This window comes from Rhizobium gallicum bv. gallicum R602sp, from assembly GCF_000816845.1.
GTDB lineage: Bacteria > Pseudomonadota > Alphaproteobacteria > Rhizobiales > Rhizobiaceae > Rhizobium > Rhizobium gallicum.
Map to the genome: position 1 here is coordinate 720,274 of NZ_CP006877.1, position 23,432 is coordinate 743,705.

The 23,432-nt window shown below is 58.3% G+C and carries 23 protein-coding genes; 22 read left to right on the forward strand and 1 reads right to left on the reverse strand.

Annotated features, from left to right (window positions below):
* Nucleotides 1-38: 38 nt before the first annotated feature.
* A complete protein-coding gene (locus RGR602_RS03570; RefSeq protein ID WP_407692046.1) occupies nucleotides 39-512 on the forward strand; it encodes a flagellar basal body-associated FliL family protein in 474 nt (157 codons plus the stop codon).
* Nucleotides 509-1,246 (forward strand): flagellar type III secretion system pore protein FliP, encoded by a 738-nt coding sequence (gene fliP / locus RGR602_RS03575; RefSeq protein ID WP_039843972.1) that lies wholly within the window; start codon nucleotides 509-511, stop codon nucleotides 1,244-1,246. Before RGR602_RS03570 ends, fliP begins: the two co-directional genes overlap by 4 nt.
* 90 nt (nucleotides 1,247-1,336) lie before the next feature.
* Here the strand turns inward: fliP and RGR602_RS03580 are convergent, their stop codons facing one another.
* A complete protein-coding gene (locus RGR602_RS03580) occupies nucleotides 1,337-3,211 on the reverse strand; it encodes an O-linked N-acetylglucosamine transferase, SPINDLY family protein (protein WP_082046590.1) in 1,875 nt (624 codons plus the stop codon).
* Nucleotides 3,212-3,645: 434 nt separating this feature from the next.
* Here RGR602_RS03580 and RGR602_RS03585 point away from each other — a divergent pair, with 434 nt between their 5' ends.
* The 20 genes from RGR602_RS03585 to RGR602_RS03680 all read left to right on the forward strand — a co-directional run bounded on the left by RGR602_RS03585 (nucleotide 3,646) and on the right by RGR602_RS03680 (nucleotide 23,405).
* Nucleotides 3,646-4,554 (forward strand): flagellin N-terminal helical domain-containing protein, encoded by a 909-nt coding sequence (locus RGR602_RS03585; RefSeq protein ID WP_022718698.1) that lies wholly within the window; start codon nucleotides 3,646-3,648, stop codon nucleotides 4,552-4,554.
* A 285-nt stretch (nucleotides 4,555-4,839) separates the two neighbouring features.
* Nucleotides 4,840-5,751: a flagellin N-terminal helical domain-containing protein gene (locus RGR602_RS03590; RefSeq protein WP_039843974.1), complete on the forward strand. Its 912-nt coding sequence runs from the start codon at nucleotides 4,840-4,842 to the stop codon at nucleotides 5,749-5,751.
* A gap of 244 nt (nucleotides 5,752-5,995) precedes the next feature.
* Nucleotides 5,996-6,901: a flagellin N-terminal helical domain-containing protein gene (locus tag RGR602_RS03595; protein ID WP_022717169.1), complete on the forward strand. Its 906-nt coding sequence runs from the start codon at nucleotides 5,996-5,998 to the stop codon at nucleotides 6,899-6,901.
* A 312-nt stretch (nucleotides 6,902-7,213) separates the two neighbouring features.
* On the forward strand, nucleotides 7,214-8,167 hold the full coding sequence (locus RGR602_RS03600; RefSeq protein WP_039843975.1) for a flagellin N-terminal helical domain-containing protein: 954 nt from the start codon (nucleotides 7,214-7,216) through the stop codon (nucleotides 8,165-8,167).
* A gap of 195 nt (nucleotides 8,168-8,362) precedes the next feature.
* Nucleotides 8,363-9,001 (forward strand): hypothetical protein, encoded by a 639-nt coding sequence (locus RGR602_RS03605; RefSeq protein ID WP_039843976.1) that lies wholly within the window; start codon nucleotides 8,363-8,365, stop codon nucleotides 8,999-9,001.
* Nucleotides 8,998-10,284: a MotB family protein gene (locus RGR602_RS03610; protein ID WP_039843977.1), complete on the forward strand. Its 1,287-nt coding sequence runs from the start codon at nucleotides 8,998-9,000 to the stop codon at nucleotides 10,282-10,284. The genes RGR602_RS03605 and RGR602_RS03610 overlap by 4 nt, the downstream gene beginning before the upstream one ends.
* A gap of 4 nt (nucleotides 10,285-10,288) precedes the next feature.
* Entirely contained in the window at nucleotides 10,289-11,593 is a 1,305-nt protein-coding gene (gene motC / locus RGR602_RS03615; protein WP_039846624.1) for a chemotaxis protein MotC, read from the forward strand.
* A gap of 1 nt (nucleotide 11,594) precedes the next feature.
* Nucleotides 11,595-13,016 (forward strand): flagellar hook-length control protein FliK, encoded by a 1,422-nt coding sequence (gene fliK / locus RGR602_RS03620; RefSeq protein ID WP_039843978.1) that lies wholly within the window; start codon nucleotides 11,595-11,597, stop codon nucleotides 13,014-13,016.
* The gene (locus RGR602_RS03625) at nucleotides 12,958-13,521 is read left to right on the forward strand and encodes a transglycosylase SLT domain-containing protein (RefSeq protein ID WP_039846625.1); all 564 of its coding nucleotides are present in this window, start codon (nucleotides 12,958-12,960) and stop codon (nucleotides 13,519-13,521) included. The genes fliK and RGR602_RS03625 overlap by 59 nt, the downstream gene beginning before the upstream one ends.
* A 281-nt stretch (nucleotides 13,522-13,802) precedes the next feature.
* The gene (rem, locus tag RGR602_RS03630; RefSeq protein ID WP_039843979.1) at nucleotides 13,803-14,474 is read left to right on the forward strand and encodes a transcriptional activator Rem; all 672 of its coding nucleotides are present in this window, start codon (nucleotides 13,803-13,805) and stop codon (nucleotides 14,472-14,474) included.
* A 128-nt stretch (nucleotides 14,475-14,602) separates the two neighbouring features.
* On the forward strand, nucleotides 14,603-15,913 hold the full coding sequence (locus tag RGR602_RS03635) for a flagellar hook protein FlgE (RefSeq protein WP_039843980.1): 1,311 nt from the start codon (nucleotides 14,603-14,605) through the stop codon (nucleotides 15,911-15,913).
* Nucleotides 15,914-15,932: 19 nt separating this feature from the next.
* Nucleotides 15,933-17,429 carry a flagellar hook-associated protein FlgK gene (gene flgK / locus RGR602_RS03640; RefSeq protein ID WP_039843981.1) on the forward strand — a complete coding sequence of 499 codons (1,497 nt, stop codon included), beginning with the start codon at nucleotides 15,933-15,935 and terminating at the stop codon, nucleotides 17,427-17,429.
* Between the two features lie 3 nt (nucleotides 17,430-17,432).
* On the forward strand, nucleotides 17,433-18,479 hold the full coding sequence (locus tag RGR602_RS03645) for a flagellar hook-associated family protein (protein ID WP_039843982.1): 1,047 nt from the start codon (nucleotides 17,433-17,435) through the stop codon (nucleotides 18,477-18,479).
* A 36-nt stretch (nucleotides 18,480-18,515) separates the two neighbouring features.
* On the forward strand, nucleotides 18,516-18,863 hold the full coding sequence (flaF, locus tag RGR602_RS03650) for a flagellar biosynthesis regulator FlaF (protein ID WP_022717180.1): 348 nt from the start codon (nucleotides 18,516-18,518) through the stop codon (nucleotides 18,861-18,863).
* The gene (gene flbT / locus RGR602_RS03655; protein WP_022717181.1) at nucleotides 18,860-19,309 is read left to right on the forward strand and encodes a flagellar biosynthesis repressor FlbT; all 450 of its coding nucleotides are present in this window, start codon (nucleotides 18,860-18,862) and stop codon (nucleotides 19,307-19,309) included. Before flaF ends, flbT begins: the two co-directional genes overlap by 4 nt.
* Entirely contained in the window at nucleotides 19,300-19,725 is a 426-nt protein-coding gene (flgD, locus tag RGR602_RS03660; RefSeq protein ID WP_039843983.1) for a flagellar hook assembly protein FlgD, read from the forward strand. Before flbT ends, flgD begins: the two co-directional genes overlap by 10 nt.
* 71 nt (nucleotides 19,726-19,796) lie before the next feature.
* On the forward strand, nucleotides 19,797-20,063 hold the full coding sequence (fliQ, locus tag RGR602_RS03665) for a flagellar biosynthesis protein FliQ (RefSeq protein WP_022717183.1): 267 nt from the start codon (nucleotides 19,797-19,799) through the stop codon (nucleotides 20,061-20,063).
* 88 nt (nucleotides 20,064-20,151) lie between these two features.
* On the forward strand, nucleotides 20,152-22,239 hold the full coding sequence (flhA, locus tag RGR602_RS03670; protein ID WP_039843984.1) for a flagellar biosynthesis protein FlhA: 2,088 nt from the start codon (nucleotides 20,152-20,154) through the stop codon (nucleotides 22,237-22,239).
* The gene (locus RGR602_RS03675) at nucleotides 22,236-22,988 is read left to right on the forward strand and encodes a flagellar biosynthetic protein FliR (protein WP_039843985.1); all 753 of its coding nucleotides are present in this window, start codon (nucleotides 22,236-22,238) and stop codon (nucleotides 22,986-22,988) included. The genes flhA and RGR602_RS03675 overlap by 4 nt, the downstream gene beginning before the upstream one ends.
* Nucleotides 22,989-22,991: 3 nt before the next feature.
* Nucleotides 22,992-23,405, forward strand: coding sequence for a hypothetical protein (locus RGR602_RS03680; RefSeq protein ID WP_039843986.1), 414 nt, complete (start codon nucleotides 22,992-22,994; stop codon nucleotides 23,403-23,405).
* Nucleotides 23,406-23,432: the final 27 nt, after the last annotated feature.

A 23,432-nucleotide genomic window follows, 5' to 3' on the forward strand; every position in this document is an offset into this window, starting at 1 on the left:
CAGAAGAAACCGACGGCAAGCCGAAAGCGAAATCCGCCATGCTGGTCATGGCGGCGGGGCTGCTTACGCTCACCTTTCTCGGCGCCGGCGGCGGCTGGCTCGTCGGCACGATGATTGCGCCGAACGTCAGAAGCGCCGAGCAGGCGGAGGAGGCGGCACAAACGGCTTCGGCCAGCGCCGAAGATAAAAAGGAAGGCGAGGGCGGACTGCCCCATATTTCCACCGAGGCGAACAACGTCGTCCAGCTTGAGCCGATCACGTCGAACCTCGCCTATCCCTCGGAAAACTGGGTCCGCCTCGAAGTGGCGTTGCTCTTCAACGGTCCGCCTGATGTGAAAGTGGCCGAGGATATCCACCAGGATGTCCTGGCTTACATCCGCACCGTTTCCCTTCAGCAGATCGAAGGGCCGCGCGGCTTTCAATATCTCCGGGATGACATACAGGAACGTGTTGACCTGCGTTCGCAAGGACGAGTATCGAAGGTCATGTTCAGGACCTTTGTCATCGAATGATTCGATTCATAGTTTTCTTCGCTGCCATGATGGCGGCGCCGGAATTGGCGGTTGCCCAGCAGCTGCCGGCAGATCTTTTGAACATACCCGTCGATGGTTCCGTCGCCGCCTGGATCATCCGCACCTTCGGCCTTTTGACCGTCCTTTCGGTTGCGCCCGGCATCCTGATCATGGTGACGAGCTTTCCGCGCTTCGTCATCGCCTTTTCGATCCTGCGCACGGGCATGGGGCTTTCTTCCACCCCATCCAACATGATCCTGCTTTCGTTGGCGCTCTTCATGACCTTCTATGTCATGTCGCCAACCTTCGATCAGGCCTGGCAGAGCGGCGTGCAGCCGCTGCTTTCCAACCAGATCAACGAGCAGGAGGCCGTACAACGCATTGCGGAGCCCTTCCGCACCTTCATGGCCGCCAACACACGCGACAAGGATCTGGCGCTCTTCGTCGACCTTGCGCGTGAGCGCGGCCAGACCGTCCAGACCGGTGCCCAGATCGACTACCGCGTTCTTATTCCGGCTTTCATGATTTCGGAGATCAGGCGCGGGTTTGAGATCGGTTTCCTGATCGTCCTGCCGTTCCTCGTCATCGACCTGATCGTTGCAACGATTACTATGGCGATGGGCATGATGATGCTGCCGCCGACCTCGATCTCGCTGCCTTTCAAGATCCTGTTCTTCGTGTTGATCGACGGCTGGAACCTGCTGGTCGGCAGCCTGGTGCGATCCTTCAGCTAATCTCCATGGCGAATTGCGATCGGCCGGCATGGCCGCAATGAAAAACCGCCGGGCATTGCACCCGGCGGTTTCCTTCATCTTATAGAGCAGCTATTCCGCCGAGTAGAACGGCTCTGTACGCCGCGGCAAAGCCGGCACGTCGATGTGATCGGGATCAAGGCCGTTCCTGGCGCGCTCAGCCATCATTTCATAGGCTTTTTCCAGGTGATGGCAGAAGCGCTCCGCATCGAAAAGCGGCATGATCGGGCCGTTGGCTTTCAGGCGCGCCTTGTACTCGGCGATCTTTTCGGGATTTTGCGCCAGCTCGACGGCCAGCTCTTCATAAGCCTTCAGGTCCGGAGCAACGAGTTCGGGCAGGCCGATGGCGTGCTGCAGGCTCTCGCTGACGCGCGACGCGAAGTTCGTGCCCTTGACTGTGAGGACCGGCAGACCGCCCCATAGCTGCTCCGACGTGGTCGTGTGACCATTGACCGGGAATGTGTCGATGCCGATGTCGGCTGCCTGCTGGCGGGTGATATGTTCTTCGTAGGTGACACGCGGGCAAAAGATGATGCGCTTTTGCGGGATGCCGGCCTGCTGGAACCTCTTCGAGAGATTTTCCTGGTTCCGCGTCCCGTTGGACATGATCCAAAGGACGCTGTTGGGCGCGCGCTTCAGGATATTGCACCAGATGTCGATCGTCTCGGCGATGATTTTGCGGTTGCCGTTGAACGAAGCGAAGATGAAGGCATCTTCAGGCAGGCCGAGGTCGGCGCGCGTGATCGGCTTCGGTTTCGGACGGTTCGTCGGGTCATTCGGTTGGTAGCTTTCCGGCATCCGGCAGAATTTCTCATGGTAATGAGGTTTTGCCGCATCCGGAAGGACGAAACGGTCGCCGATGACGTAGTCGAGATCGATGTTGAGCGTGCTGCCCGGAAAACCGAGCCAGGCGACATGAACAGGTGCCAGCGGCAGATTGAAAGACGATGCCCGGCTGCCGGCGGTGTGGCCCTTCAGGTCGACCATGATGTCGATGTTATGCTCGCGAACGACGGCAGCGATTGCTTCATTGGAAAGGCCGTACACATCGACGACGTTTCCCCAACGGCTGCGGTCGGTCGTGTTCTTCGCCAGATGCTCCGGCTCGGTGTGGCAAAACAGCGTAATTTCGAAGCGGCTCGTGTCGTGCAGTTCGAGGATGCGCTGCAGGAGCTTCATCGTCGCGTGGTGATCCCAGAAGTCCGAGGACATGTAGCCGACGCGGATCTTGTCGGACCAGGTGTGCGGCATCTTCCGCCGCATGGCGACGCGTTCTGGATTGAGGGGGGTCGTACCGATCGTGGCAAACCGGTTGAGGCTCTCGTCGCCGTTCCAGTGGAGATGATAGAACGGGTTGTCCTTGCGAAGCACGTCAAGATCGCCTTTGGCGATGCGCTCGATGATCGGGGCGCTGTGTTTGTCGGTTTCGTCGAAATCGTTGAACTCGCGCAAGAAGACCAGATAGAGAAAGCGGAAAGCGATATTGCCGGGATACCGCTTGAACAGATTGCGCGCGAGCATCTGGTTGGTCTGATCATGCAGGTCGTCGGTCAGGAGCAGGGCGGCGAGCCTGGAGTGGTCCGGATTGGAACTTTCCGACAGCACTTTCTTGAACGGCTTTACGATGTCGCGCTGCTGGCGGTTCAGGTAGATCGAGGTCAGGATATAGGCGAGCTCCGCGTCATCCTGCGCCTTCGAAAGATTGCGCATGCCGATCAGCAATGCGTCGTCTTCGTTCCCGCACTCAAAATGCAGACGTGCGGCCTGCTTGTGGTATTCGTAGGCGTTCGGGCTGTCGTATTGAGCAGCGAGCGCATAGGATCTCGCCGCGTCTGCCTTGAAGCCCAGCTGCAGAAGGTTCTTTGCAAGCAGCGCGTAGGTCTTGGCGTCCTGTTGGCTGTCGATGAGCTGGTTCAGTGTTGCAAGCGATTGGGTATAGCGGCCCATCTGGTAGTCTTTGGAGGCTGCCGAAAACGAAACTTTGCTGTTCAAAACCAACTCCGTGCGGAAATATCCGTTTGAATGTCGCCGTTCAGGGTCGCGCCCACGGCGCCGCAAAGGCGCAATTATCCCAACCCTGGTTCATCGCATATTGCCGGGCGAAGCTTGCTTGAAACAGGTGACCAGTGAATGCGCTCTACGAATTATTTTTAGCTTGAGATTACAGATGTTTACCGCGCATTAACTACGCCTTCTGTCCGCGTTCGGGCACTGCTTCGTTTTTAAGAAGTTGGCAAGCATTGGCTGCGAGATTGCTCCCCGACATGACGGGTTTGGGCCAAGAAAACAGGGCACCGAGGGGCATGAAGCTGCTCCGTCATCGCCGGTAAGCAGTCCGGTAATGTCCTCCTTTTGTATCCAGTTTTCTAGGGGACAGACTTATGACAAGTATTAATACGAACAACTCTTCCATGGCAGCTCTCCAGACGCTGCGTAACGTCAACAAGGGCCTGAACCAGACGCAGAACCACGTTTCGACGGGTCTGCGCGTAGGCTCGGCTTCCGACAACGCCGCTTACTGGTCGATCGCAACGACCATGCGTTCCGACAACAAGGCCCTTTCGGCCGTTTCCGACGCTCTCGGCATGGGTGCCGCCAAGGTTGACACCGCCTACACCGCGATGGACAGCGCCATCGACGTCGTTTCCGAAATCAAGGCCAAGCTGGTCGCCGCGACTGAAAACGGCGTCGACAAGGCGAAGGTCCAGGAAGAAATCAGCCAGCTGCAAGCGCAGTTGATGAGCATCGCTCAGTCGGCTTCCTTCAATGGCGAAAACTGGGTTGCCGGCGCAAACAACACCACGAAGAGCGTTGTTTCGTCCTTCGTTCGCGACGGTTCGAACGGCGTCTCGGTCAAGACCACCGACTACAAGCTCGACAACACCTCGGCCGGCAACGTGCTGTTCGGCATGAGCGGTGGCTCGATCGAAACCTCCACCGGCATCCTCGGCACCTCGACGGGCGCAACCGGTTCCGTCTACTCGATGGACATCACCAACTTCACGCTGGGCCAGATCTCGACGGCTCTGTCCAACGTCGAATCCGCACTGAAGGCAATGACTTCGGCTGGTGCCGAGCTCGGCTCGCTCTCCACCCGCATCGAACTGCAGGACGATTTCGTCTCGGCTCTGAGCGACTCGATCGACTCCGGTATCGGCCGTCTCGTCGATGCCGACATGGAAGAAGAGTCCTCCAAGCTCAGCGCCCTGCAGACGCAGCAGCAGCTGGCGATCCAGTCTCTCTCAATCGCCAACTCCTCTTCGCAGAACATCCTGTCGCTCTTCCGCTAAGAGCGGTCGAAATCGACAAGCACGAGTCTTCGCGGCCGGGTCATCCCGGCCGCGAAATGTTTTAAGAACAGGTTAATCAAACGACATTTAACATTCAGAATTCATTAACTAAATTTCTTTTTTGGTTTCAGTATTCCTTAACCATCTTGCTGTTTCCTAAGCCCATCGAAATGGCGAGTTAACCTTAATGGATAGGGTTAGCAGGCATGAGGCTGATCGCTGTGGGCCGGCTAAAAATTCCGGAATGTCCCTTCCTTGTTTTTCCTGCCAAAGGGGCAAATAGACATGACGAGTATCGTTACCAATAACGCTGCAATGGCAGCTCTCCAGACTCTCCGCGGCATCAACCAGGGCCTCGGCGAAACCCAGGATCATGTTTCGTCCGGCCTGCGCGTCGGCAAGGCGGCTGACAATGCCGCTTACTGGTCGATCGCAACGACCATGCGTTCCGACAACAAGGCGCTTTCGGCCGTTTCCGACGCTCTGGGCCTCGGTGCCGCCAAGGTCGACACTGCCTATGCTGCGATGGACAGCGCCATCGACGTCGTTTCCGAAATCAAGGCCAAGCTGGTCGCCGCAACTGAAAACGGCGTCGACAAGGCGAAGGTCCAGGAAGAAATCGACCAGCTTCAGGAACAATTGCTGAGCATTGCTCAGTCGGCTGCCTTCTCCGGCGAAAACTGGGTTGCCGGCGCAAACAACACCACGAAGAGCGTTGTTTCGACCTTCGTTCGCGACGGTTCGAACGGCGTCTCGGTCAAGATGACCGACTACAAGCTCGACAACACCTCGGCCGGCAACGTGCTGTTTGGCATGAGCGGTGGCTCGATCGAAACCTCCACCGGCATCCTCGGCACCTCGACGGGCGCAACCGGTTCCGTCTACTCGATGGACATCACCAACTTCACGCTGGGCCAGCTCTCGACGGCTCTGTCCAACGTCGAATCCGCACTGAAGGCAATGACTTCGGCTGGTGCCGAGCTCGGCTCGATCTCCACCCGCATCGAAATGCAGGACGATTTCGTCTCGGCTCTGAGCGACTCGATCGACTCCGGTATCGGCCGTCTCGTCGATGCCGACATGGAAGAAGAGTCCTCCAAGCTCAGCGCCCTGCAGACGCAGCAGCAGCTGGCGATCCAGTCTCTCTCGATCGCCAACTCCTCTTCGCAGAACATCCTGTCGCTCTTCCGCGGCTAACGGGTCGAAGAACATACACCTGCCGGCTCGTCCGGCAGGCCACGATAAGAAGCCGCGCTTTGTTGGAGCGCGGCTTTTTCTGTTGGCGTTAACGATTCGTTAACCATTTTGGCGTCTTCTGCGCTCAACGAAACGGCGGGTTAACCAATATTGATTTTCGGTTAACAGGCATGAAAGCTGACCGCCGCTCCCGGTAGTCCGGAATGTCCCTTTCCAATATATGCCAACAAGGGGCAATCATTTTATGACCAGTATTTTGACCAATGTCGCTGCAATGGCCGCTCTCCAGACGCTGCGCGCCATCAATGACAGTCTGGAGGAAACTCAAAATCATGTTTCATCCGGTTATCGCGTAGAAAAAGCAGCCGACAATGCCGCCTATTGGTCGATCGCAACGACCATGCGCTCCGACAATAAGGCGCTTTCGGCGGTCTCCGATGCTCTGGGCCTCGGTGCCGCCAAGGTCGACACTGCCTATTCTGCGATGGACAGCGCCGTCGACGTGGTAACAGAAATCAAGGCCAAGCTGGTTGCAGCGACCGAGAAGGGTGTCGACAGAACGAAAATCCAGGAAGAGATCAAGCAGCTGCAGGCGCAGCTCCTCAGCATTGCGCAATCCGCATCCTTCTCCGGCGAAAACTGGGTCGCAGGCAACGAAACGAAAAGCGTCGTCTCCTCCTTCGTCCGCGACGGCAACGGAAACACTTCCGTTACGACCACCGACTATAAGCTCGACTCCTCGTCGACCGGCAACGTTCTGTTTGGCGTGAGCGGTGGCGCAATCGAAACCTCGTCGGGCATTATCGGCTCTTCCAACGGGACCATCGGTTCAATCTACTCGATGGACATCACATCCTTCGGAACGGACGGGATTTCGCTCGCTCTGACGGCCGTCGAACTAGGCCTCGAGGCGATGACGAGGGCAGCCTCGCAGCTCGGCTCGATCTCGACACGCATCCAGCTACAGGAGGATTTCGTCTCAGCGCTGAGCGACTCGATCGACTCGGGTGTCGGCCGTCTCGTCGATGCAAACATGGAAGAGGAATCCAGCAAGCTGACGGCATTGCAGACGCAGCAACAGCTAGCGATCCAGTCGCTGTCGATTGCGAATTCCAGCGCGCAGAACATTCTTTCGCTCTTCCGCAGTTAAGCTTCAGGTTGAAGCTAAGCCAGGCCCAGATCCTGGACAAGCGGCGGCTTTCGGCCGCACCAGCAGACAGCAAATCGCGCCGTGATGGCGCGATTTCGATTTTGGAAATCAAGAGCTTGCGTCAAGCTTGCCGGTGCGTTCGGCGGATGCGTTCAAGCTCTTGCCGTCAAGGTAAATGTCGGGTTAACCTCATTGTAGAGTTGATTTGTTTGCGACGTACCGGCCTGGAGGGACCAGCCGGCGGCATGAAGCCAGTTAAGTCGCTGCCGGCAATCCGGCCTGTCCCATTCATATTATTTCAGGGATTAATCGATGGCCTACACGATCACAGACGTAGGCGCGTTGAACGTGCTCACTGTTCTTCGCGGCGTTAGCAAGGAAGCCGACACCGTTCAGCGGCAGGTATCGTCGGAGCTGCGCGTCGAGACTGCGGCGGATAATGCCTCCTCATGGGCTTCGGCAACGACCCTGCGGTCGGACGAAAACGCGTTGAAGACGGTCGGCGATGCACTAGGTCTCGGTGCTGCGAAGGTCGATACCGCCTACACGGCGATAACCTCGCTTATCGACGTGGTCTCGGAGATACGCAAAACCGTCGTGTCGGCGACCGACCCCGCCAATGATCGCGACAAGCTCAGCGTCACGATGGAGCAGTATAAGTCACAGTTGGAAAGCGCCGTGAATTCCGTCAATTTTTCCGGTGAGAACTGGCTGTTGAACCGAGATGCGACGGCACCTGTGCAACGGTCGGTCATCGGCGGCTTCGTGCGCGGTCCGAACGGTGAATACTACCCGCAGAATATTACTTACCCGGCAGCCAATACGATCATGATCGACACGAACAACGCCAGCCGCGGTCTTTTGACGAAATCGATCAGCGCCGATCCGGACGCAGTGCCGGCCCGCGATTACTATCTGCTCGATGTAGGTTCGACGACGTCTGCGGCTGGTACCGAAATATCGATCTCCACAACCTCGACGTCGCAGGACCTGCAGGACATGCTGACGGTATTGGACAATATCCTTTCCAGCCTCAATGCCACCGCCGCGGGCCTTGGCACGATGAATTCGCGCATCGAAGACCGGCAGGATTTCGTCGCCACGCTTTCGACGTCGCTGAAGACAAGCATAGGCGCCCTTGTCGATACTGACATGGACGAAGCCTCGGTCCGCCTGTCCGCAGCTCAAACAGCACGTGATATGGCAACCGAAGCACTTTCTGTCATGAACACGTCCGCGAGCAAGGTCTTAATCCTGCTCGAGTAGAGTCGGCCTGAATGGCAGGTGTGGAGCCTGCCATTCATCCTCGCACAAGTTTGGATTTCTAGTCTGAAGAAGAAACGCTGTTTGAGCCGTGCGAAGGCTGAAGAATGCCTTCGCGTCCGTTGCCGGCGTAAGTGTTTGGTTCGTGCAAGGCGGGACGCGCATGTTGAAATTGATTGCAGATGCCGGGTGGTTTCAATGAGCGCTATGCTTGCTCGGTATTTGAAGGACTTCGGTGAGACGAAACCTGCCGCACCGGTCGTCGATACCGACAACTTCGCCGAGGACGTCTTCGGCGGTTTTCCGGACGTCGCGCAAGAGCCTGCGGTCGATGTCAAAGCCGAGCGCCGTCACGCCTATGGCGAGGGCTATGCCGCAGCGGCGGCCGAGCTGACGGAGCGATACGAGTTGGAGGCGCAGACGGTCGCGCTTGTGCACCAGCGCGAGATTGAAGAACTGACGGCAAGGTATGAAGAAGAGACGGCAGCAGTAATTGCCCGCCGTCTCGATGAGATCGCGGCGGAGGTCGCAAATCTCGTAAGTGCGGCAACCGCGAAAGCGATTGCGCCGATGCTGACGCAAGCGCTTGCCGTCCAGGCGGTCTCAAGTCTTGCAGCCTTGCTACGCGAAGCGATCCTGGAAGGAGCAGCAGGTTCGATGACGGTTAAAGGCCCGGTGCGGCTTTTCGAATTGCTGAAGGCCGAAATGGGTGAAAGGCCGGATCTGCTGCGCCATCAGGAATCCGATGACGCCGATCTCTCTGTTGAAGTCGGCGATTCGGTATTGGTGACGCGCATTTCCGCCTGGTCTGCCAGCCTGAAGAAGGTTCTTGAATGAGTGAAAGCGAAAACCATCACCACGGCAGGAATGAAGTCATCATCGTCAAGCGACATGGCGGCGGCGATCATGACGGCGCGCATGGCGGAGCCTGGAAAATCGCCTATGCCGACTTCATGACCGCGATGATGGCGTTCTTCCTCGTCATGTGGCTGGTCAATGCAGCAAACGAGGAAACCAAGGCCTCCGTCGCCACCTATTTCAATCCGATCAAACTTGCCGATGAGAAGCCCACCGAGAAGGGCTTGAAGAAGCCCGTCGACCAGGCCGATGGCGATCAGAAGCAGGACAAGTCGAAAGAAGAGGAAGAAGAACCCACCAAAGGCGCATCGGCCGCGAATGGTGACGATCAGACGTCGACTTCAGGCGACCAGAGGAATTACTCCGAAGCGGATTTCTTTGAGAACCCCTATTCGGTTCTTGCCGAAATCGCCCAGGAAGTCGGCCAGCAGGCAAATGTCAGCGCGAAAGGCGAGGGTGGAGCAAGCGATTCGGGTCCCGCAACCGGGGCTGATGGCGGAAAGGCGTATCGCGATCCGTTCGATCCGGATTTCTGGACGAAGCAGGTCGAGGTCACGCATGCCGACAAGGCCGAACAGGCCGCAGCCGACGAGGCCGACCCCGAACAAAAGCCCGATGCGACGGAACTGGCGAAGGCAGAGGCTCTCAAGCCCGCAGCCGCAGATCAGGCGTCCGCCTCAGCAGCCGAAGCGCAGGACAAAAGCACCCTCTTGCCGGAAAAATCAGGTGAAGCTGCAGCCGAGGCACAAAATCCCGGCCAACAGCAGGCTGCCGATGCACCAAAGCTCGCCGACGTGCACAAACAGGCCGAGGAACTGCAGCAGGAGATCGCCAGGCAGATCAGCGGTATTGCCGGCAAGCTTGCGGAGGGTTTGACCGTCACTGCAGCAGAGGGCGGCCTCCTCGTCAGCCTGGCTGACCAGAACGACAGTTCCATGTTCAATATCGGCTCGGCCGTTCCGCGTAAGGAAATGGTGCTGGCGATGGAGAAGATCGGCGAAATCCTGAAGAGCCGTCAGGGCGCTGTCGTAATCCGCGGCCATACGGACGGCCGTCAATACAAGGGCACCGACAATGAAAACTGGCGTCTTTCCATGGATCGTGCGCAGGCAGCCTATTACATGATCGTTCGGGGCGGGGTGGACGAGAAGCGCGTCTCCCAGGTTTCGGGCTTTGCTGACCGGAGGCTGAAGTTGCCCGACGATCCATTCAATGCCGGCAACCGCCGCATCGAAATCCTGGTTCAGGCGGATCAAGGATAGTTTCATGGCGCGCCCGCAGCACCGGCATCTTCTCCTGGCTCTCGGACTGGCGATCGCTTCGCCGGCCGTCGCTGCGGGTGAGGATCAGGCGAACCTTTCGCCGTACAAGATGTTGCGTTCGCTGCAGTTCGTACAGGACTCGGTCGCCCTCGGCGATCATTCGGCGGCGGAGATGCAGCGCTTCATGCTCGGCACGATCGATCAGCGCCTGCGCAGTGCAGATGCCTCAGTCTTCGATGATGACCGCAATGTCGATGCCGCACTCGTCTATGCCATGAGCGGCGGCAATCCGGCCACGCTTGAATATCTGATTGCCCGGGACGTGAACGGCTATTTCGACACTCGTGTAACCGATGTCCTGCGCAAGTACCTGAGCGGCAAGGGCCTGCTCGTTGCAAAGACACTGGTCGAAACCGCAAATGAGTACCGCGACAAGAAGATCGGTCCCTATCTCGCGCTTGTCGGCGGCAACGTCATGGTGGCGCGAAGCCCGGATGAAGCGCTCAAGCTTTATGATCAGGCGCGGCTCTCGGCGCCGGGAACGATCGTAGAAGAGGCGGCCCTGCGCCGCTCGGTGGCGATTTGCGTCGAAGCGGGTCTCCTTGACAAGGGGCTTGCCTATTCGCAGCGCTATGTGCGGCGGTTCCTCCATTCGCCCTATGCGAGCCAGTTCGCCGATCTTTTCGTCAAGCTTATCGTCGACCACGACCATGTGAAGACGGAAGATATCGTCGGCATCCTCTCCTTCATGGACGAGTCGCGGCGGCGCGAGGTCTATCTGCGCATTGCGCGCGCCGCCGGTATTGCCGGCAAGGCGGAAGTTGCGAGGACGGCAGCCGCATACGCGCAATCGCTTGCCGGCGAACCGAACAATGCGCTCGGCGCGCTCGCGGATTTCTACGGCAACATGGCCTTGGTCTCCACGCCCGACGTGGGTACGGCCGCAAAGAGCATCAGCAGCGTTGCAGACAGCGAGCTCTCCCCGCGCGACCGCGCGCTACGCGCTGCGGCCAAATCAATCGCCGAACAGGTGCTGCAGCCGCCGGATCCGGCAAGCCTGACACAAGCGTCCGATTCTAAACCTGCTAATGAAGAAATTACTTCTGAACAGGCAGCCGTATCCACGGCCGACGGAAACCAGCCCGTAGAGGTCGCGGCGCCCTCCAAGCCTGCTGACGGTGGGGCGGCGCCGGCGCTGATGCCGGACGGTGCAGGGCAAGACGCTGAAGCGTCATTCAAATCCTTTGTGACGACGAGCCGTTCGAAACTCGATGAAATCGACGGTCTCTTGAGCCAAGAGAGCAATTGAAATGATTGATATGAGCGTTACAGGGGGAGCGGCCGCAACCGAGGCGTCGTCAGCCGCCAGAGGCAATGGTCCGGCAGCCAAGGGCGGCGACGCTGGCAATGGCGGCTTTTCGGACGTGCTCTCGAAGGCAGGAAACAGTCCGCAAAACAGTACCGGCGGCGAGCCTGCTGGGGCCCCTGCGGCTGATGATGCCCAACCAGAAATCGATGAAGGCGCCGCCGGCAGTATTGCCCTCAGTCTGCGCGATCGCGCTCGCAGCAAGCCGATGATCGCCCTCAGCGATGCATCGTTGAAACAACAGGCCGCGACGCAGCCTCAGACAGTTGCAACCGTCACAGGCACATCCGGCAAGGATCAAATGAAAAGCCGCGTCGATACGGCTTCGGTAAAATTCAAAATCAAAGGAGACGCCGGCGAGGTCGCGGAAGATGCACATGTCGCAAAAGACGAAAAATCGGCAAAGCCCTTGGAGACCAAGGCCGGAGTCGATGAAGGCCCTTCGTCGGATGCGACGTCTGTTTCTGATGCGCTCGGTCTTTTGAACAAGGATGCCACGGATACGGTGATCCCGGTGGCCTTCCTGGCTGCAGCCAACGTGAATGCGAAGGACGATAAGGCCGGCAAGGAAAAGGGTGCCGGCGGTGGCACTGGTATTGCGCCTGCGGCCGATGCGCTGGCGGCGATCAGCGCCGGCGACGCGCAGATGCCGGCCGTGGACGACGCAGCCAATCTTGATGGAAAGACGTTTCGTTTGAGCCGCGCGGACGGGCGCGGCGAGTCCATGGACATCCGTATCGGTGCTGACCAGGAAGGGTCGGCCGCCAAGGCAAGGAGCGATATCGAAAACGTCACGGTTCTCGATTCACGCCGCTATATCGGCCTCGCGCAGAATTCCGCGTCCGTAACCGCTGCAATCCTTGGCGACAGGGAGTGGACGGGTGCGATGCAGCCGAGTTCCGCACTGTCGAACGCTGCCGAATGGACGAGCACCGGGAAGGTTGTCAACACCCTCAAGATCCAGATGACGCCGATCGACCTCGGCCTCGTGACGGCAACGATGCGCCTTTCCGGCGATGCCCTGAACGTCGATCTGAAGGTCGAAACCGGTGCGGCCTATCGGCAGCTCAAGGAAGATCACGGCAAGATCATCGAGGCGCTTCGCAGCCAGGGTTATGCCATCGACAACGTCACGATCAGCATGGCGCCGGTAGAAAAGCCCGACGCGGGGAACCAGGCAAATGCGCAAGAGCAGTCTTCCCAGCAACAATCCCTGCAGCAGGGGCAGGGCGGTGAAGCGCGCGAGCGCCACACCCAGACAGCACAGCGGGGCAATGGAGGCCTTAATGGGGCAGGGGAGACAAATGTTGAAGATGTTGCTTCTGGCGCCGCTGGCGGCGGCGCTCCTGGCAGCGTTTACCTGTGAGACGCGTGCCTCCAACGGTGCCTGCGAAAGGGAAATCCAGTCTGCTGCCGCCAAATACGGCATACCGGAAGGCATTCTCTATTCCGTGGGCCTGACGGAGACCGGACGCAAAGGTTCGCTCTATCCTTTTGCGCTGAACATAGAAGGTAAGGCAGTCTTCCCGCCTTCCGAGCTGGACGCCATGAGGCAGTTCTATTCGGCGCGAAAAAGCGGGGCAAAGCTCATCGACGTCGGCTGCATGCAGATCAACCATTACTTTCATGGCGAGAATTTCAGCTCGGCGGAAGCCATGTTCGACCCCCACCGCAACGTCGAATATGCGGCAAAGTTCCTTCGCAATCTTCACGACCGGCATGAAACCTGGACGATGGCGGTAGCCAGATACCACGCCGGACCAAATAACGACCCTGCGCAGAAGCGGTATGTCTGCCGCGTGATCGCCAATCTCGTCGCTACCGGTTATGGCAAGTGGACTCCCAATGCGAGTAACTTCTGCCATAACTGATGCAAGCAAAAATAGAAAAATGTGAACAAAACGGAATCGTGCCATAATGTGGCAGGAATTGGCCGAAAATTGGGTCTCCAAGATCTAATTTACCCGCCGTTAACTTTTCCACGAAATTTTTGTGTGCATAACCGAGGCGGCATACTAGATATAGAGCAAATCGGGACCCAGTTCTTAATCAACTGTTAATTCCTGCCATTAAGTTCCAGCAGCTTGTCCCAGATTCGTGCGATTCGTACCCATAGATCATCGAGGTGCCACACTGATTCGGAGGCGGACGAATGATCGTAGTGGTTGATGAGCGTGAGCTCGTAAAAGATGGTTACACATCACTGTTTGGCCGCGAGGGCATTCCCTCGACCGGCTTTGATCCAAGCGAATTCGGCGAGTGGGTGCAAACGGCGGCGGATTCCGATATCGCGGCTGTCGAAGCTTTCCTGATCGGCCAGGGCAGGCGGACCTTAGAGCTGCCACGGGCGATCCGGGATCGCTCCCAGGCCCCGGTGATTGCGGTCAGCGACCAGCATTCGCTCGAAAACACCCTTGCACTTTTTGATTGCGGCGTCGACGATGTCGTCCGCAAGCCAGTGCACCCCCGTGAAATCCTGGCGCGCGCCGCTGCAATCCGCCGCCGCCTGAAAGCGATTTCGACCCACACCGATATCGGCGCAATCCGCGTCTTTTCGGACGGCCGCGATCCGGAAATCAACGGTGAAGTCTTTGCGCTTCCGCGCCGCGAACGCCGCATTTTGGAATACTTGATCGCCAACCGCGGCCGCCGCGTCACCAAGACCCAGATCTTCAACGCCATCTACGGCATCTTCGACGAGGAAGTCGAAGAGAATGTCGTTGAGAGCCATATCTCCAAGCTGCGCAAGAAGTTGCGCAAGAAGCTCGGCTTCGACCCTGTCGATTCGAAGCGCTTTCTCGGCTACTGCATCGACTGGAACTGATTTTCAGCGGCGGGCCCGGCCCGCGGAAACGTGCCTTTCAATATTTCGATCAGGCAGCTCCGCTACAGACAGCTTCACGCAAGGCCCGCCAAATACTCTCCAGCTATCAAGGAAAACGAGGTTTTCAGATGAGCATTTTTGGCAGCATGAAGACGGCAGTGTCGGGGATGAACGCACAGGCAAACCGCCTGAGCACCGTTGCCGACAACATCGCGAATGCAAATACCACCGGCTACAAGGCTGTCTCGACCGCCTTCTCCTCTCTCGTCCTGCCGTCCACGGCAGGCAACTACAATTCCGGTGGTGTGCAGACGTCCATCCGTCAGGCTGTTTCCGACCAAGGCGACATCTCCTACACGACTTCGGGCTACGACCTCGCCATTTCCGGCGACGGCTTTTTCATCGTGCAGGGCGCCGACGGCACGCCGGTCTTGACGCGCGCCGGTGACTTCACGAAGGACGACGAAGGCAACCTCGTCAACTCGGCGGGCTTCACGCTGATGGGCTATCCTTATGGTTCGTCCGCTCCGGCCGTCGTCGTCAACGGCTTCGACGGCCTCGTTCCGATCAATGTCCTCGGCGACCAGAAACTGGAAGCCGTGCCGACGGCGAATGGTACGTGGACGGGCAACCTCAAGCCATCTTCGCCCATCGAAACCACTGCGGCAGACCTCCCGAGCGCAAACAACGCAACGGCCACATCCGACACGCAGAAATATTCGATCGTCACCTATGACAAGCTCGGCAGCAAGGTGATGTACGACATCTACTTCACAAAGGTCCCGGTAACGGCCGTGGCGCCGCTGCCGCCGACTGGCACCGCCTACGAATGGGAAATGGCCGTATTCCGCAACGCCGACAAGGCCGCGACTGGCACGAGCTCCTTCCCGTACTCTTCCGCCGCCGTTGACGTGAAGCGGGTATATTTCGACAGTGCAGGGCAGATGCTGACGGATGCAACGCATACCAGCACCACGGACATCATCGATCCGGTGACGGGTCTCACCATCAATATGAGCCTCGATCTCTCGCAGGTCGGCGACAGTTGGTCCGGCACCGGTAATGTCGATGGACAGGGCGCAAACTCGCCGGTCGATATCACCATCGACGCCGATGGTGTGGTGTATTCGAAGTACGACGACGGCAGCACCAAGCCCGTCTTCCAGATCCCGCTCGCAAACGTGCCAAGCCCCGATCTGCTGACGCTGATGTCCGGCAACGTCTACTCAGCGAACGGCAGGTCCGGCGTCACCGTCACCGGCTTCCCGCAGACGAGTGGCTTCGGCAAGATCCAATCTGGCGCGCTTGAAGGTTCGAACGTCGATATGGCGGGCGAACTCACGGAAATGATCGAGTCGCAGCGCAGCTATACGGCAAACTCGAAAGTATTCCAGACGGGTTCGGACTTGATGGACGTCCTCGTCAATCTCAAAAGATAAGTAAGGTAACGGCTAAGCCATGTCGCTCACTTCCGCACTTAATACGGCACAGGGCATATTCAACAATACAGGCGCGCAAAGCAGCGTCGTATCGAACAATATCGCCAATGCCGGCAATAAGGATTATGTGCGTCGGCAGGCGATGCTCACCACCTCCTTGAATGGCGCGCAGGTGGTCAAGATCAACCGTGCGCAGGAGGATGCTCTCCTGCGCCAATACCTGAAGAGCAATTCTCAAGACAGTGCCCAGCAGACCCTTTTGAACGGCTTGGAAGACATCAAGTCCGTCATCGGCGGCAACGATTACGAGACGGCGCCCTCCACCTACCTTGCGGTCTTTCGTGACAAGCTTAGCGCGTTCAGAGCCGCACCGAACAGCACGATCGCCGGCCAGGGCGCGATCACGGCGGCGCAGGACGTCGTGAACTCGCTCAACAATGCGACCAACGCTGTCCAGCAGGTGCGGATGAATGCGGACAAATCGATTGCAAATTCCGTAGAAGAGCTGAATGAGCTGCTGGCGCAATTCGAAACCGCAAACAACGCCGTCAAGTCTGCCACGTCCGCCGGTGCCGATCCCTCGCAAGCGCTCGACCAGCGCGATGCCTTGCTCAAGCAGATTTCGGGGATCGTGGGAGTCACGACCGTCACCCGCGATAACAACGACATGGTACTTTATACCTCCGACGGGGTGACGCTCTTCGAGACCATTCCGCGCGCGGTGACGTTCAAGCCGACCCAGAGCTACGGCGCCTCCACCGACGGCAACGGCGTTTACATCGATGGCGTGGCGCTCGGCAAGGGCTCGGGCGGCACGACGTCGGCAAAGGGCAGTCTCCAGGCGCTTCTCCAGCTTCGTGACGAAGTCGCGCCGACGTTCCAATCCCAGCTCGACGAAATCGCCAAGGGTCTCGTTGCGTTATTTTCGGAAACGAACACGGCCGGAACCAGCACGCTACCGGGTCTCTTTACCTGGACGTTGCCGAGCGGGCTTCCGGGCGGAACGCCGACGACGGCCACGATCATCGACGGCATTGCTGGTTCCATCACGGTCAATCCGGCAGTGGTGACCTCGCTGGGCGGCGATCCGATGAAGCTGCGCAACGGTTCGATCAACGGCGCCGCCTTCGATCAGAATACCGCTGCCAATGGCGGCTACACCGCCCAGCTCGACAAGTTCTACACGGCCATGGGCGCCAAGATGGATTTCGATCCGGGCGCTGGCGTAATCGGCTTCAACTCGGCGACGGGTATCGACTCGAACGTCAGCATCATGGATTTTTCGTCTAGCTCGATCGGCTGGTTCGAACAGTACCGCAGCGACGCGAGCGGTGCCACGGAGAACACGGCGGCAGCGCTTTCGCGATCCGACGAAGCCTATTCCAACGAGACCGGCGTCAACCTGGACGAAGAGCTGACGCTGCTTCTCGACATCGAACAATCCTACAAGGCGGCGACGAAGATTTTGAACGCCATCGATGAAATGTTGAAGTCATTGCTGGATATAGCGAGTTAAGCCATGAAGAGCTCTTTTATTTCTAGTTCAGCCATTCAGAACGCGATGCGATTGACGATCCGCCAGTCGCAGAACCAGATGGTCAAGGCTTCGATTGAAGCCACCACGAAAACCTACGCCGATATCGGCGTATCGCTCGGCATCGACGCGGCCAAGAGCGTGAACTATGCGCGCGAGCTTGATCGGATCTCCTCGTTCAAGGACAGCAACTCCACGGTCAATCTTCGTCTCGAAATGTCCCAGAGCGGGTTGGCCGACGTGCAGAAGGCGAGTGATGCGCTGGTCAAGAATCTGACGGCGCTCAAGGGAAGTCAGGCATCGACCGCCATCACCGTTACTCTCCAGTCCTCGGCGGCGGCACTTTCACAGCTCTTGGACACCGGCAACATGATCACCGGCGGCGAATACCTGTTTTCCGGTGTCAATACGGACGTTCCGCCACTGACGGATCGCAGCGCGACCGTTGAGGCCGATATCGTCACTGCCCTGAACACATACGCGACCGGGCTTTCCAAGCCGGTCAGCGCCTTGACCGCGGCTGAAATCGATACCTTCATGACCAGCACCGTGGAGCCGATGTTCAGCGCTGCGGCATGGACGAACCCCGCCACCGGCTGGTCCAAGGCCTCCAATCAGAACATGACGAGCCGGATCAGCAACTCGGAAGTCATCACATCGTCCACCAACGCCAATTCCGACGGCATGCGCTACCTCGCAATGGCCACGGTGATGACGAATGCGCTGATCGATCAGGGCCTTGGCACTGATGCCATGGACGCGGTTTCCTCGCGCGCCATCGGCTATGCGGCGCAGGCGACATCCGGCCTCGTGACGCAACAGAGCCAGCTCGGCCTGTCGCAGGAGCGCGTCGAGAAGGCGAACGACGCTCTCGATGCCCAGGCTGCCATCATCAACAACAAGGTCGTGGACCTCCAAGGTGTTGACCCTGCAGAAGCTTCGACCCTCGTCAAGACCTTGGAAACGCAGCTGGAGACGGCTTACACGATCGTATCGAAAATACAGCAGCTGAGCCTCGTGAATTACCTTTGATGATCAAAGGCGCGCAATACAAAGAAGGATGCATGAATGTATCAATTCTCTTATGCCGAGGTCATGCAAGACTCGGTGACCGACGCAAAAGAGCGGGAGCGGCAAGTTCTCGACCGGTCTATCGAATTGCTCTCGCTGGCGCGCGACAAGGAAAAGTACAGCCGGGAATCCGTTGAGGCATTGTTTTACACCCGGCGTGTTTGGGTGAGTTTTATCGAGGATCTCAAGCATCCCGACAATCAGCTCCAGATCGAGCTGCGGGCCAACCTGATTTCGATCGCAATCTGGATTTTGAAGGAATGCGACAAGATCAGGCGACGCCAATCGAGTAACTATCAAGGCATTATCGACGTTACCACCATCATCAGGGATGGACTTAAATGAAAAGTACACTTCGCATTTCGCTAAAAGCCGGAGAGAGAATCTTCATCAACGGCGCGGTTTTGCGCGTTGACCGCAAGGTCGCGCTGGAATTCCTGAATGATGTGACGTTTCTTCTTGAAAACCATGTTCTTCAGCCGGAAGACGCCACGACGCCACTGCGCCAGCTCTACTTCATCGCGCAGATGATCCTGATTAATCCGGAAGGCAAGGAGCAGTCGACGGCAATGTTCCGCAAGTCGATCACCATGCTTTTGACCTGCTTCAAGAACGAAGAGGTTCTCGCCGAGCTGAAGCGCATCGATGGCCTCGTCTCGACGGGGCGCGCATTCGATGCGCTGAAGGCGATCCGCGCGCTCTACCCGACCGAGGACGGCATCTTGAACAACCAGGAAATGCACCCGGCGATGGTCGAGCAAATCCGCAAGGAGATCGCACCATGGCGGTAGACGGCGTTTCCAGCGTCGGCACGACGTCGACCACGCAGACTGCGCAGCAGAAGGCAACGCTCAACTACGACAACTTCCTGCAGTTGCTCATCGCGCAGATGAAGAACCAGGATCCGACGGATCCGATGGACGCCAGCGAGCAGATGTCGCAGCTCGCAAGCTTTTCGCAGGTGGAGCAGACGATCCAGACCAACACGAAATTGGACACGCTGCTCGCAAGCTCCAGCCTCACCCAGGCAGGCAGCTATATCGGCAAGTACATGACCAGCGCCGACGGCACCGTTAAAGGCACCGTCGCCTCGGTCAAGGTGTATTCCGACGGAATTATCGCGACGACGACGGACGGGAAGAGTATTCTCGTGCAGGCGGGAATCACTCTCGCGGATGAAGCGCCCGCGTCAGACACGTCGTCGTGACCTGACTTTCAACGCAATAATGGTCCGGCCACTGAGGGGCGGACCGAAAGGCGATATGAGGTTGCCTGACGATGAATGAAGCCGATGCACTCGACCTTTTTCAGGCGGCCATCTGGACCGTTTTGATCGCAGCCGGCCCTGCGGTCGCTGCTGCCATGATTGTTGGCCTCGTCATCGCACTGATCCAGGCGCTGACGCAGATTCAGGAAGCGACGCTCACCTTCGTTCCAAAGATTGTCGCCGTTCTCATTACCGTCGGCATTTCCGCACCGTTCGTCGGTTCCCAGATCTCCATTTTCACCGACATGGTCTTCTCGCGCATCCAGTCTGGCTTCTGAGCTACCTTCGCGCAAGCTTCGCCGGTTAATTCTCGATCCGAATTGGGCAGGGCATACCTGCCTCCTCTCATGAAGAGACGGAATCGAAATGGCGCAACCACCTGCACTCCCCCTTCCGAAATCTGCTCCGAGTCTTCGTGATGTCGGTTTTGCCCTCGGCATCATGGTCATCATCTGTGTGCTCTTCCTGCCGATTCCGCCGTTTCTGATCGACTTGGGGCTGGCGTTTTCGATCGCGTTTTCCGTTCTGATCCTGATGGTTGCCCTCTGGATTCAGAAGCCTCTCGAATTTTCGTCCTTCCCGACCATCCTGCTGATCGCGACCATGACGCGACTGTCGCTGAACATTGCAACGACGCGCGTGATCCTTTCGCATGGCAATGAGGGTCATGACGCCGCCGGCGGCGTAATCGCCGGTTTTGCAAGCCTGGTGATGTCCGGCGATTTCGTGATCGGTCTGATCGTGTTCCTGATCCTGATCACCATCAATTTCATTGTCATCACCAAGGGTGCGACGCGTATCGCTGAAGTCGGCGCGCGTTTCACCCTGGATGCGATCCCCGGTAAGCAGATGTCGATCGACGCCGATCTTTCCGCGGGCATCATCGACGAGAAGGAAGCGCAGCGCCGCCGTAAGGAGTTGGAGGAGGAAAGCTCGTTCTTCGGTGCCATGGATGGTGCCTCCAAGTTCGTCCGCGGCGACGCGGTTGCCGGCCTCCTTATTACCTGCATCAATATTTTTGGCGGCATCATCATCGGCTATTTCCGCCATGACATGCCGATTTCCGAAGCGGCCGACGTTTTCGTCAAGCTCTCGGTCGGCGACGGCCTGGTCGCCCAGATGCCGGCGCTTATCGTTTCCTTGGCGGCCGGCCTTCTCGTTTCGCGCGGCGGCACCATCGGCTCGACCGACCAGGCCGTCGTCAATCAGCTGAGCGGTTATCCGCGCGCGCTTTCCGTTTCCGCCGTGCTGATGGCGGTCCTGGGCCTGATGCCCGGCTTGCCGACAGTCCCCTTCCTGTTCCTCGGCGGCCTCATGGCGTTCGGTGCGTGGTTCATTCCGAGGCAGATAGAAGCAGAGAACAAGGTCCGCCGCGAGCAGGAGGAAAAGAAGGTCGTTCAGACCAAGGAGCTCGAAAAGGACTCGGTCAAATCGGTGCTGCGCACCTCCGAAATCGAACTCGCGCTCGGCAAGATGGTGTCGACACGCCTCCTCGGCGCACACCAGGAACTCGCCTTCCGGGTCGGCAAGATGCGCAAGAAATTTGCAACGCAGTATGGCTTCGTCGTTCCGGAGATCAAGGTCACCGACGATATCAGCATTCCCGAGAAGTCCTACCAGATCCGCATCCACGGCACGACGGTGGCATCGAACGCGTTGCGTGTCGGCGAAGTGCTGGTCGTCACCGGCTCCGGCCGCAAGCCGCGCATTCCAGGAGACGAAATCCGCGAACCGGCTTTCGGCATGCCGGCGGTTTCCATTCTTGAGGCTTTCGCCGAGGACTTGAAACGCGAAGGTTTCCAGCCGATCGACAACGTCTCGGTGGTCCTCACCCACATGAGCGAGGTCATCCGCAACAACTTGCCGCAGCTTCTCTCCTACAAGGACGTGAAGGTTCTCATCGACCGTCTCGATCCCGAATACAAGAAGCTTGCAGACGAGATCTGCACCTCGCATATGTCGTATTCGGGCCTGCAGGCCGTCCTCAAGCTGCTGCTTGCCGAGCGCGTCTCGATCCGTAACCTGCATCTGATCCTGGAAGCCGTGGCCGAGCTCGCGCCGCATGTCCGCAAGACCGAGCAGATCGTCGAGCATGTGCGGATCCGCATGGCACAGCAGCTCTGCGGCGACCTTGCGGACAATGGCGTGCTGCGCGTCCTGCGGCTCGGCAGCAAGTGGGACATGGCCTTCCACCAGGCGCTCAAGCGCGACAACAAGGGCGAGGTCGTCGAATTCGACATCGACCCGCGCAGCCTTGAGGAGTTCAGCGAGCAGGCAACGAAGGTTATCCGTGAATTCATGGACCGCGGCCTGCCATTCGCCCTTGTCACATCGCCGGAAACACGCTCCTATGTGCGCATGATCATCGAACGGCTGTTCGCCACGCTTCCGGTTCTTTCGCACGTCGAACTGGCCAAGGGCATCGAGATAAAGATTTTGGGCTCTATTTCATGATTTCCGACCCGCAAGGGACTGTTCTGGCGCTCTTCCTGGTTTTCTGCCGGATCGGCGGCTGTGTCCTTGCAATGCCAGGCTTTTCCTCCGCGCGCGTGCCGGAACTGCTGAGGGTCTTTGTGGCCGGCGGCCTTTCGATCGCCATGCTGCCGGTTCTTTGGGATACGGTTTATCCGGCCGTCAGCAATACGGGCGCGACCTATATCGGGCTCATCGTCAGCGAATCACTAATCGGCGTCATGTACGGCTTGCTGGCGCGGCTCTACACGCTGGGCTTCCAATTCGCCGCCAGCATCATCGCCATGATGGTCGGATACACCTCGCCGGGTGCGGCAGATGTCATCGAGGATTCGGTGGAAACAAGTCTCTCCGGTTTCATCACCTTTGCCGGAATGATGATCCTCTTCATGATGGACTTCCATCATGTCGTGTTCCGGGCGCTGATCGATTCCTACACGACGATGCCCTTCGGCGGCATTGCCGATATGCGCGCCAATCTGATTTCGCTCACCGATACGCTACAATCGACGACCTACATCATGCTCCGGCTCGCAAGCCCGTTCCTCATCTACAGCATGATGTTCAACGTCTCGATCGGCTTCATCAACAAGCTGGCGCCGCAGATTCCCGTGTACTTCATCTCGACGCCCTACATGCTGCTTGGCGGCTTGTTCCTGTTCTATTTCTCGGTTGCTGCCTTGATCAGCCAGTATGCACAATCTTTCCCAAGCGTGTTTATCGGAAGATAGCGAATGGCCGAGAAGACCCGTTCGGAAAAACTGAAGCGGCTCGTCGCAGTCCAGCGGCATCTGGAGCAGATGGCGGAATACGACCTTGCCGAAACGAGCCGCCAGCGCGCCGAGGTCAACCAGTCGATCGACAATGTCGTCATGGCGCTCGGCTCCATGGATCCGGTCCATCGTGCGTTTTCGCAAAGCTATGCCGACCGGTTCGAGCGGCTGAGCACCAAGGACAAGCAGCTGACCGGCATGCAGCAGCTGCACGAGATGCGTCTGCAGCGCGAGCGGGCCAAGGGCGACCGGCTGGAAGAGGGCATGAAGGAAGCCCTTGAAGCCGAACGGCGCGAGGCCGATGACAACGCGGTCTACGATGTCATCGATCAGAAATTTGCAACACCAGCCTCCAGCAAGCTTCAAAAACCATAATCCCTACAACTTAACTTAGAGGATTGT

Coding starts and splice junctions, on each gene's coding strand:
- RGR602_RS03570 (WP_407692046.1), top strand. CDS start 39: ATGCTGGTCATGGCGGCGGGGCTGCTTACGCTCACCTTTCTCGGCGCC.
- fliP (WP_039843972.1), top strand. CDS start 509: ATGATTCGATTCATAGTTTTCTTCGCTGCCATGATGGCGGCGCCGGAA.
- RGR602_RS03580 (WP_082046590.1), bottom strand. CDS start 3,211: ATGGGCCGCTATACCCAATCGCTTGCAACACTGAACCAGCTCATCGAC.
- RGR602_RS03585 (WP_022718698.1), top strand. CDS start 3,646: ATGACAAGTATTAATACGAACAACTCTTCCATGGCAGCTCTCCAGACG.
- RGR602_RS03590 (WP_039843974.1), top strand. CDS start 4,840: ATGACGAGTATCGTTACCAATAACGCTGCAATGGCAGCTCTCCAGACT.
- RGR602_RS03595 (WP_022717169.1), top strand. CDS start 5,996: ATGACCAGTATTTTGACCAATGTCGCTGCAATGGCCGCTCTCCAGACG.
- RGR602_RS03600 (WP_039843975.1), top strand. CDS start 7,214: ATGGCCTACACGATCACAGACGTAGGCGCGTTGAACGTGCTCACTGTT.
- RGR602_RS03605 (WP_039843976.1), top strand. CDS start 8,363: ATGAGCGCTATGCTTGCTCGGTATTTGAAGGACTTCGGTGAGACGAAA.
- RGR602_RS03610 (WP_039843977.1), top strand. CDS start 8,998: ATGAGTGAAAGCGAAAACCATCACCACGGCAGGAATGAAGTCATCATC.
- motC (WP_039846624.1), top strand. CDS start 10,289: ATGGCGCGCCCGCAGCACCGGCATCTTCTCCTGGCTCTCGGACTGGCG.
- fliK (WP_039843978.1), top strand. CDS start 11,595: ATGATTGATATGAGCGTTACAGGGGGAGCGGCCGCAACCGAGGCGTCG.
- rem (WP_039843979.1), top strand. CDS start 13,803: ATGATCGTAGTGGTTGATGAGCGTGAGCTCGTAAAAGATGGTTACACA.
- RGR602_RS03635 (WP_039843980.1), top strand. CDS start 14,603: ATGAGCATTTTTGGCAGCATGAAGACGGCAGTGTCGGGGATGAACGCA.
- flgK (WP_039843981.1), top strand. CDS start 15,933: ATGTCGCTCACTTCCGCACTTAATACGGCACAGGGCATATTCAACAAT.
- RGR602_RS03645 (WP_039843982.1), top strand. CDS start 17,433: ATGAAGAGCTCTTTTATTTCTAGTTCAGCCATTCAGAACGCGATGCGA.
- flaF (WP_022717180.1), top strand. CDS start 18,516: ATGTATCAATTCTCTTATGCCGAGGTCATGCAAGACTCGGTGACCGAC.
- flbT (WP_022717181.1), top strand. CDS start 18,860: ATGAAAAGTACACTTCGCATTTCGCTAAAAGCCGGAGAGAGAATCTTC.
- flgD (WP_039843983.1), top strand. CDS start 19,300: ATGGCGGTAGACGGCGTTTCCAGCGTCGGCACGACGTCGACCACGCAG.
- fliQ (WP_022717183.1), top strand. CDS start 19,797: ATGAATGAAGCCGATGCACTCGACCTTTTTCAGGCGGCCATCTGGACC.
- flhA (WP_039843984.1), top strand. CDS start 20,152: ATGGCGCAACCACCTGCACTCCCCCTTCCGAAATCTGCTCCGAGTCTT.
- RGR602_RS03675 (WP_039843985.1), top strand. CDS start 22,236: ATGATTTCCGACCCGCAAGGGACTGTTCTGGCGCTCTTCCTGGTTTTC.
- RGR602_RS03680 (WP_039843986.1), top strand. CDS start 22,992: ATGGCCGAGAAGACCCGTTCGGAAAAACTGAAGCGGCTCGTCGCAGTC.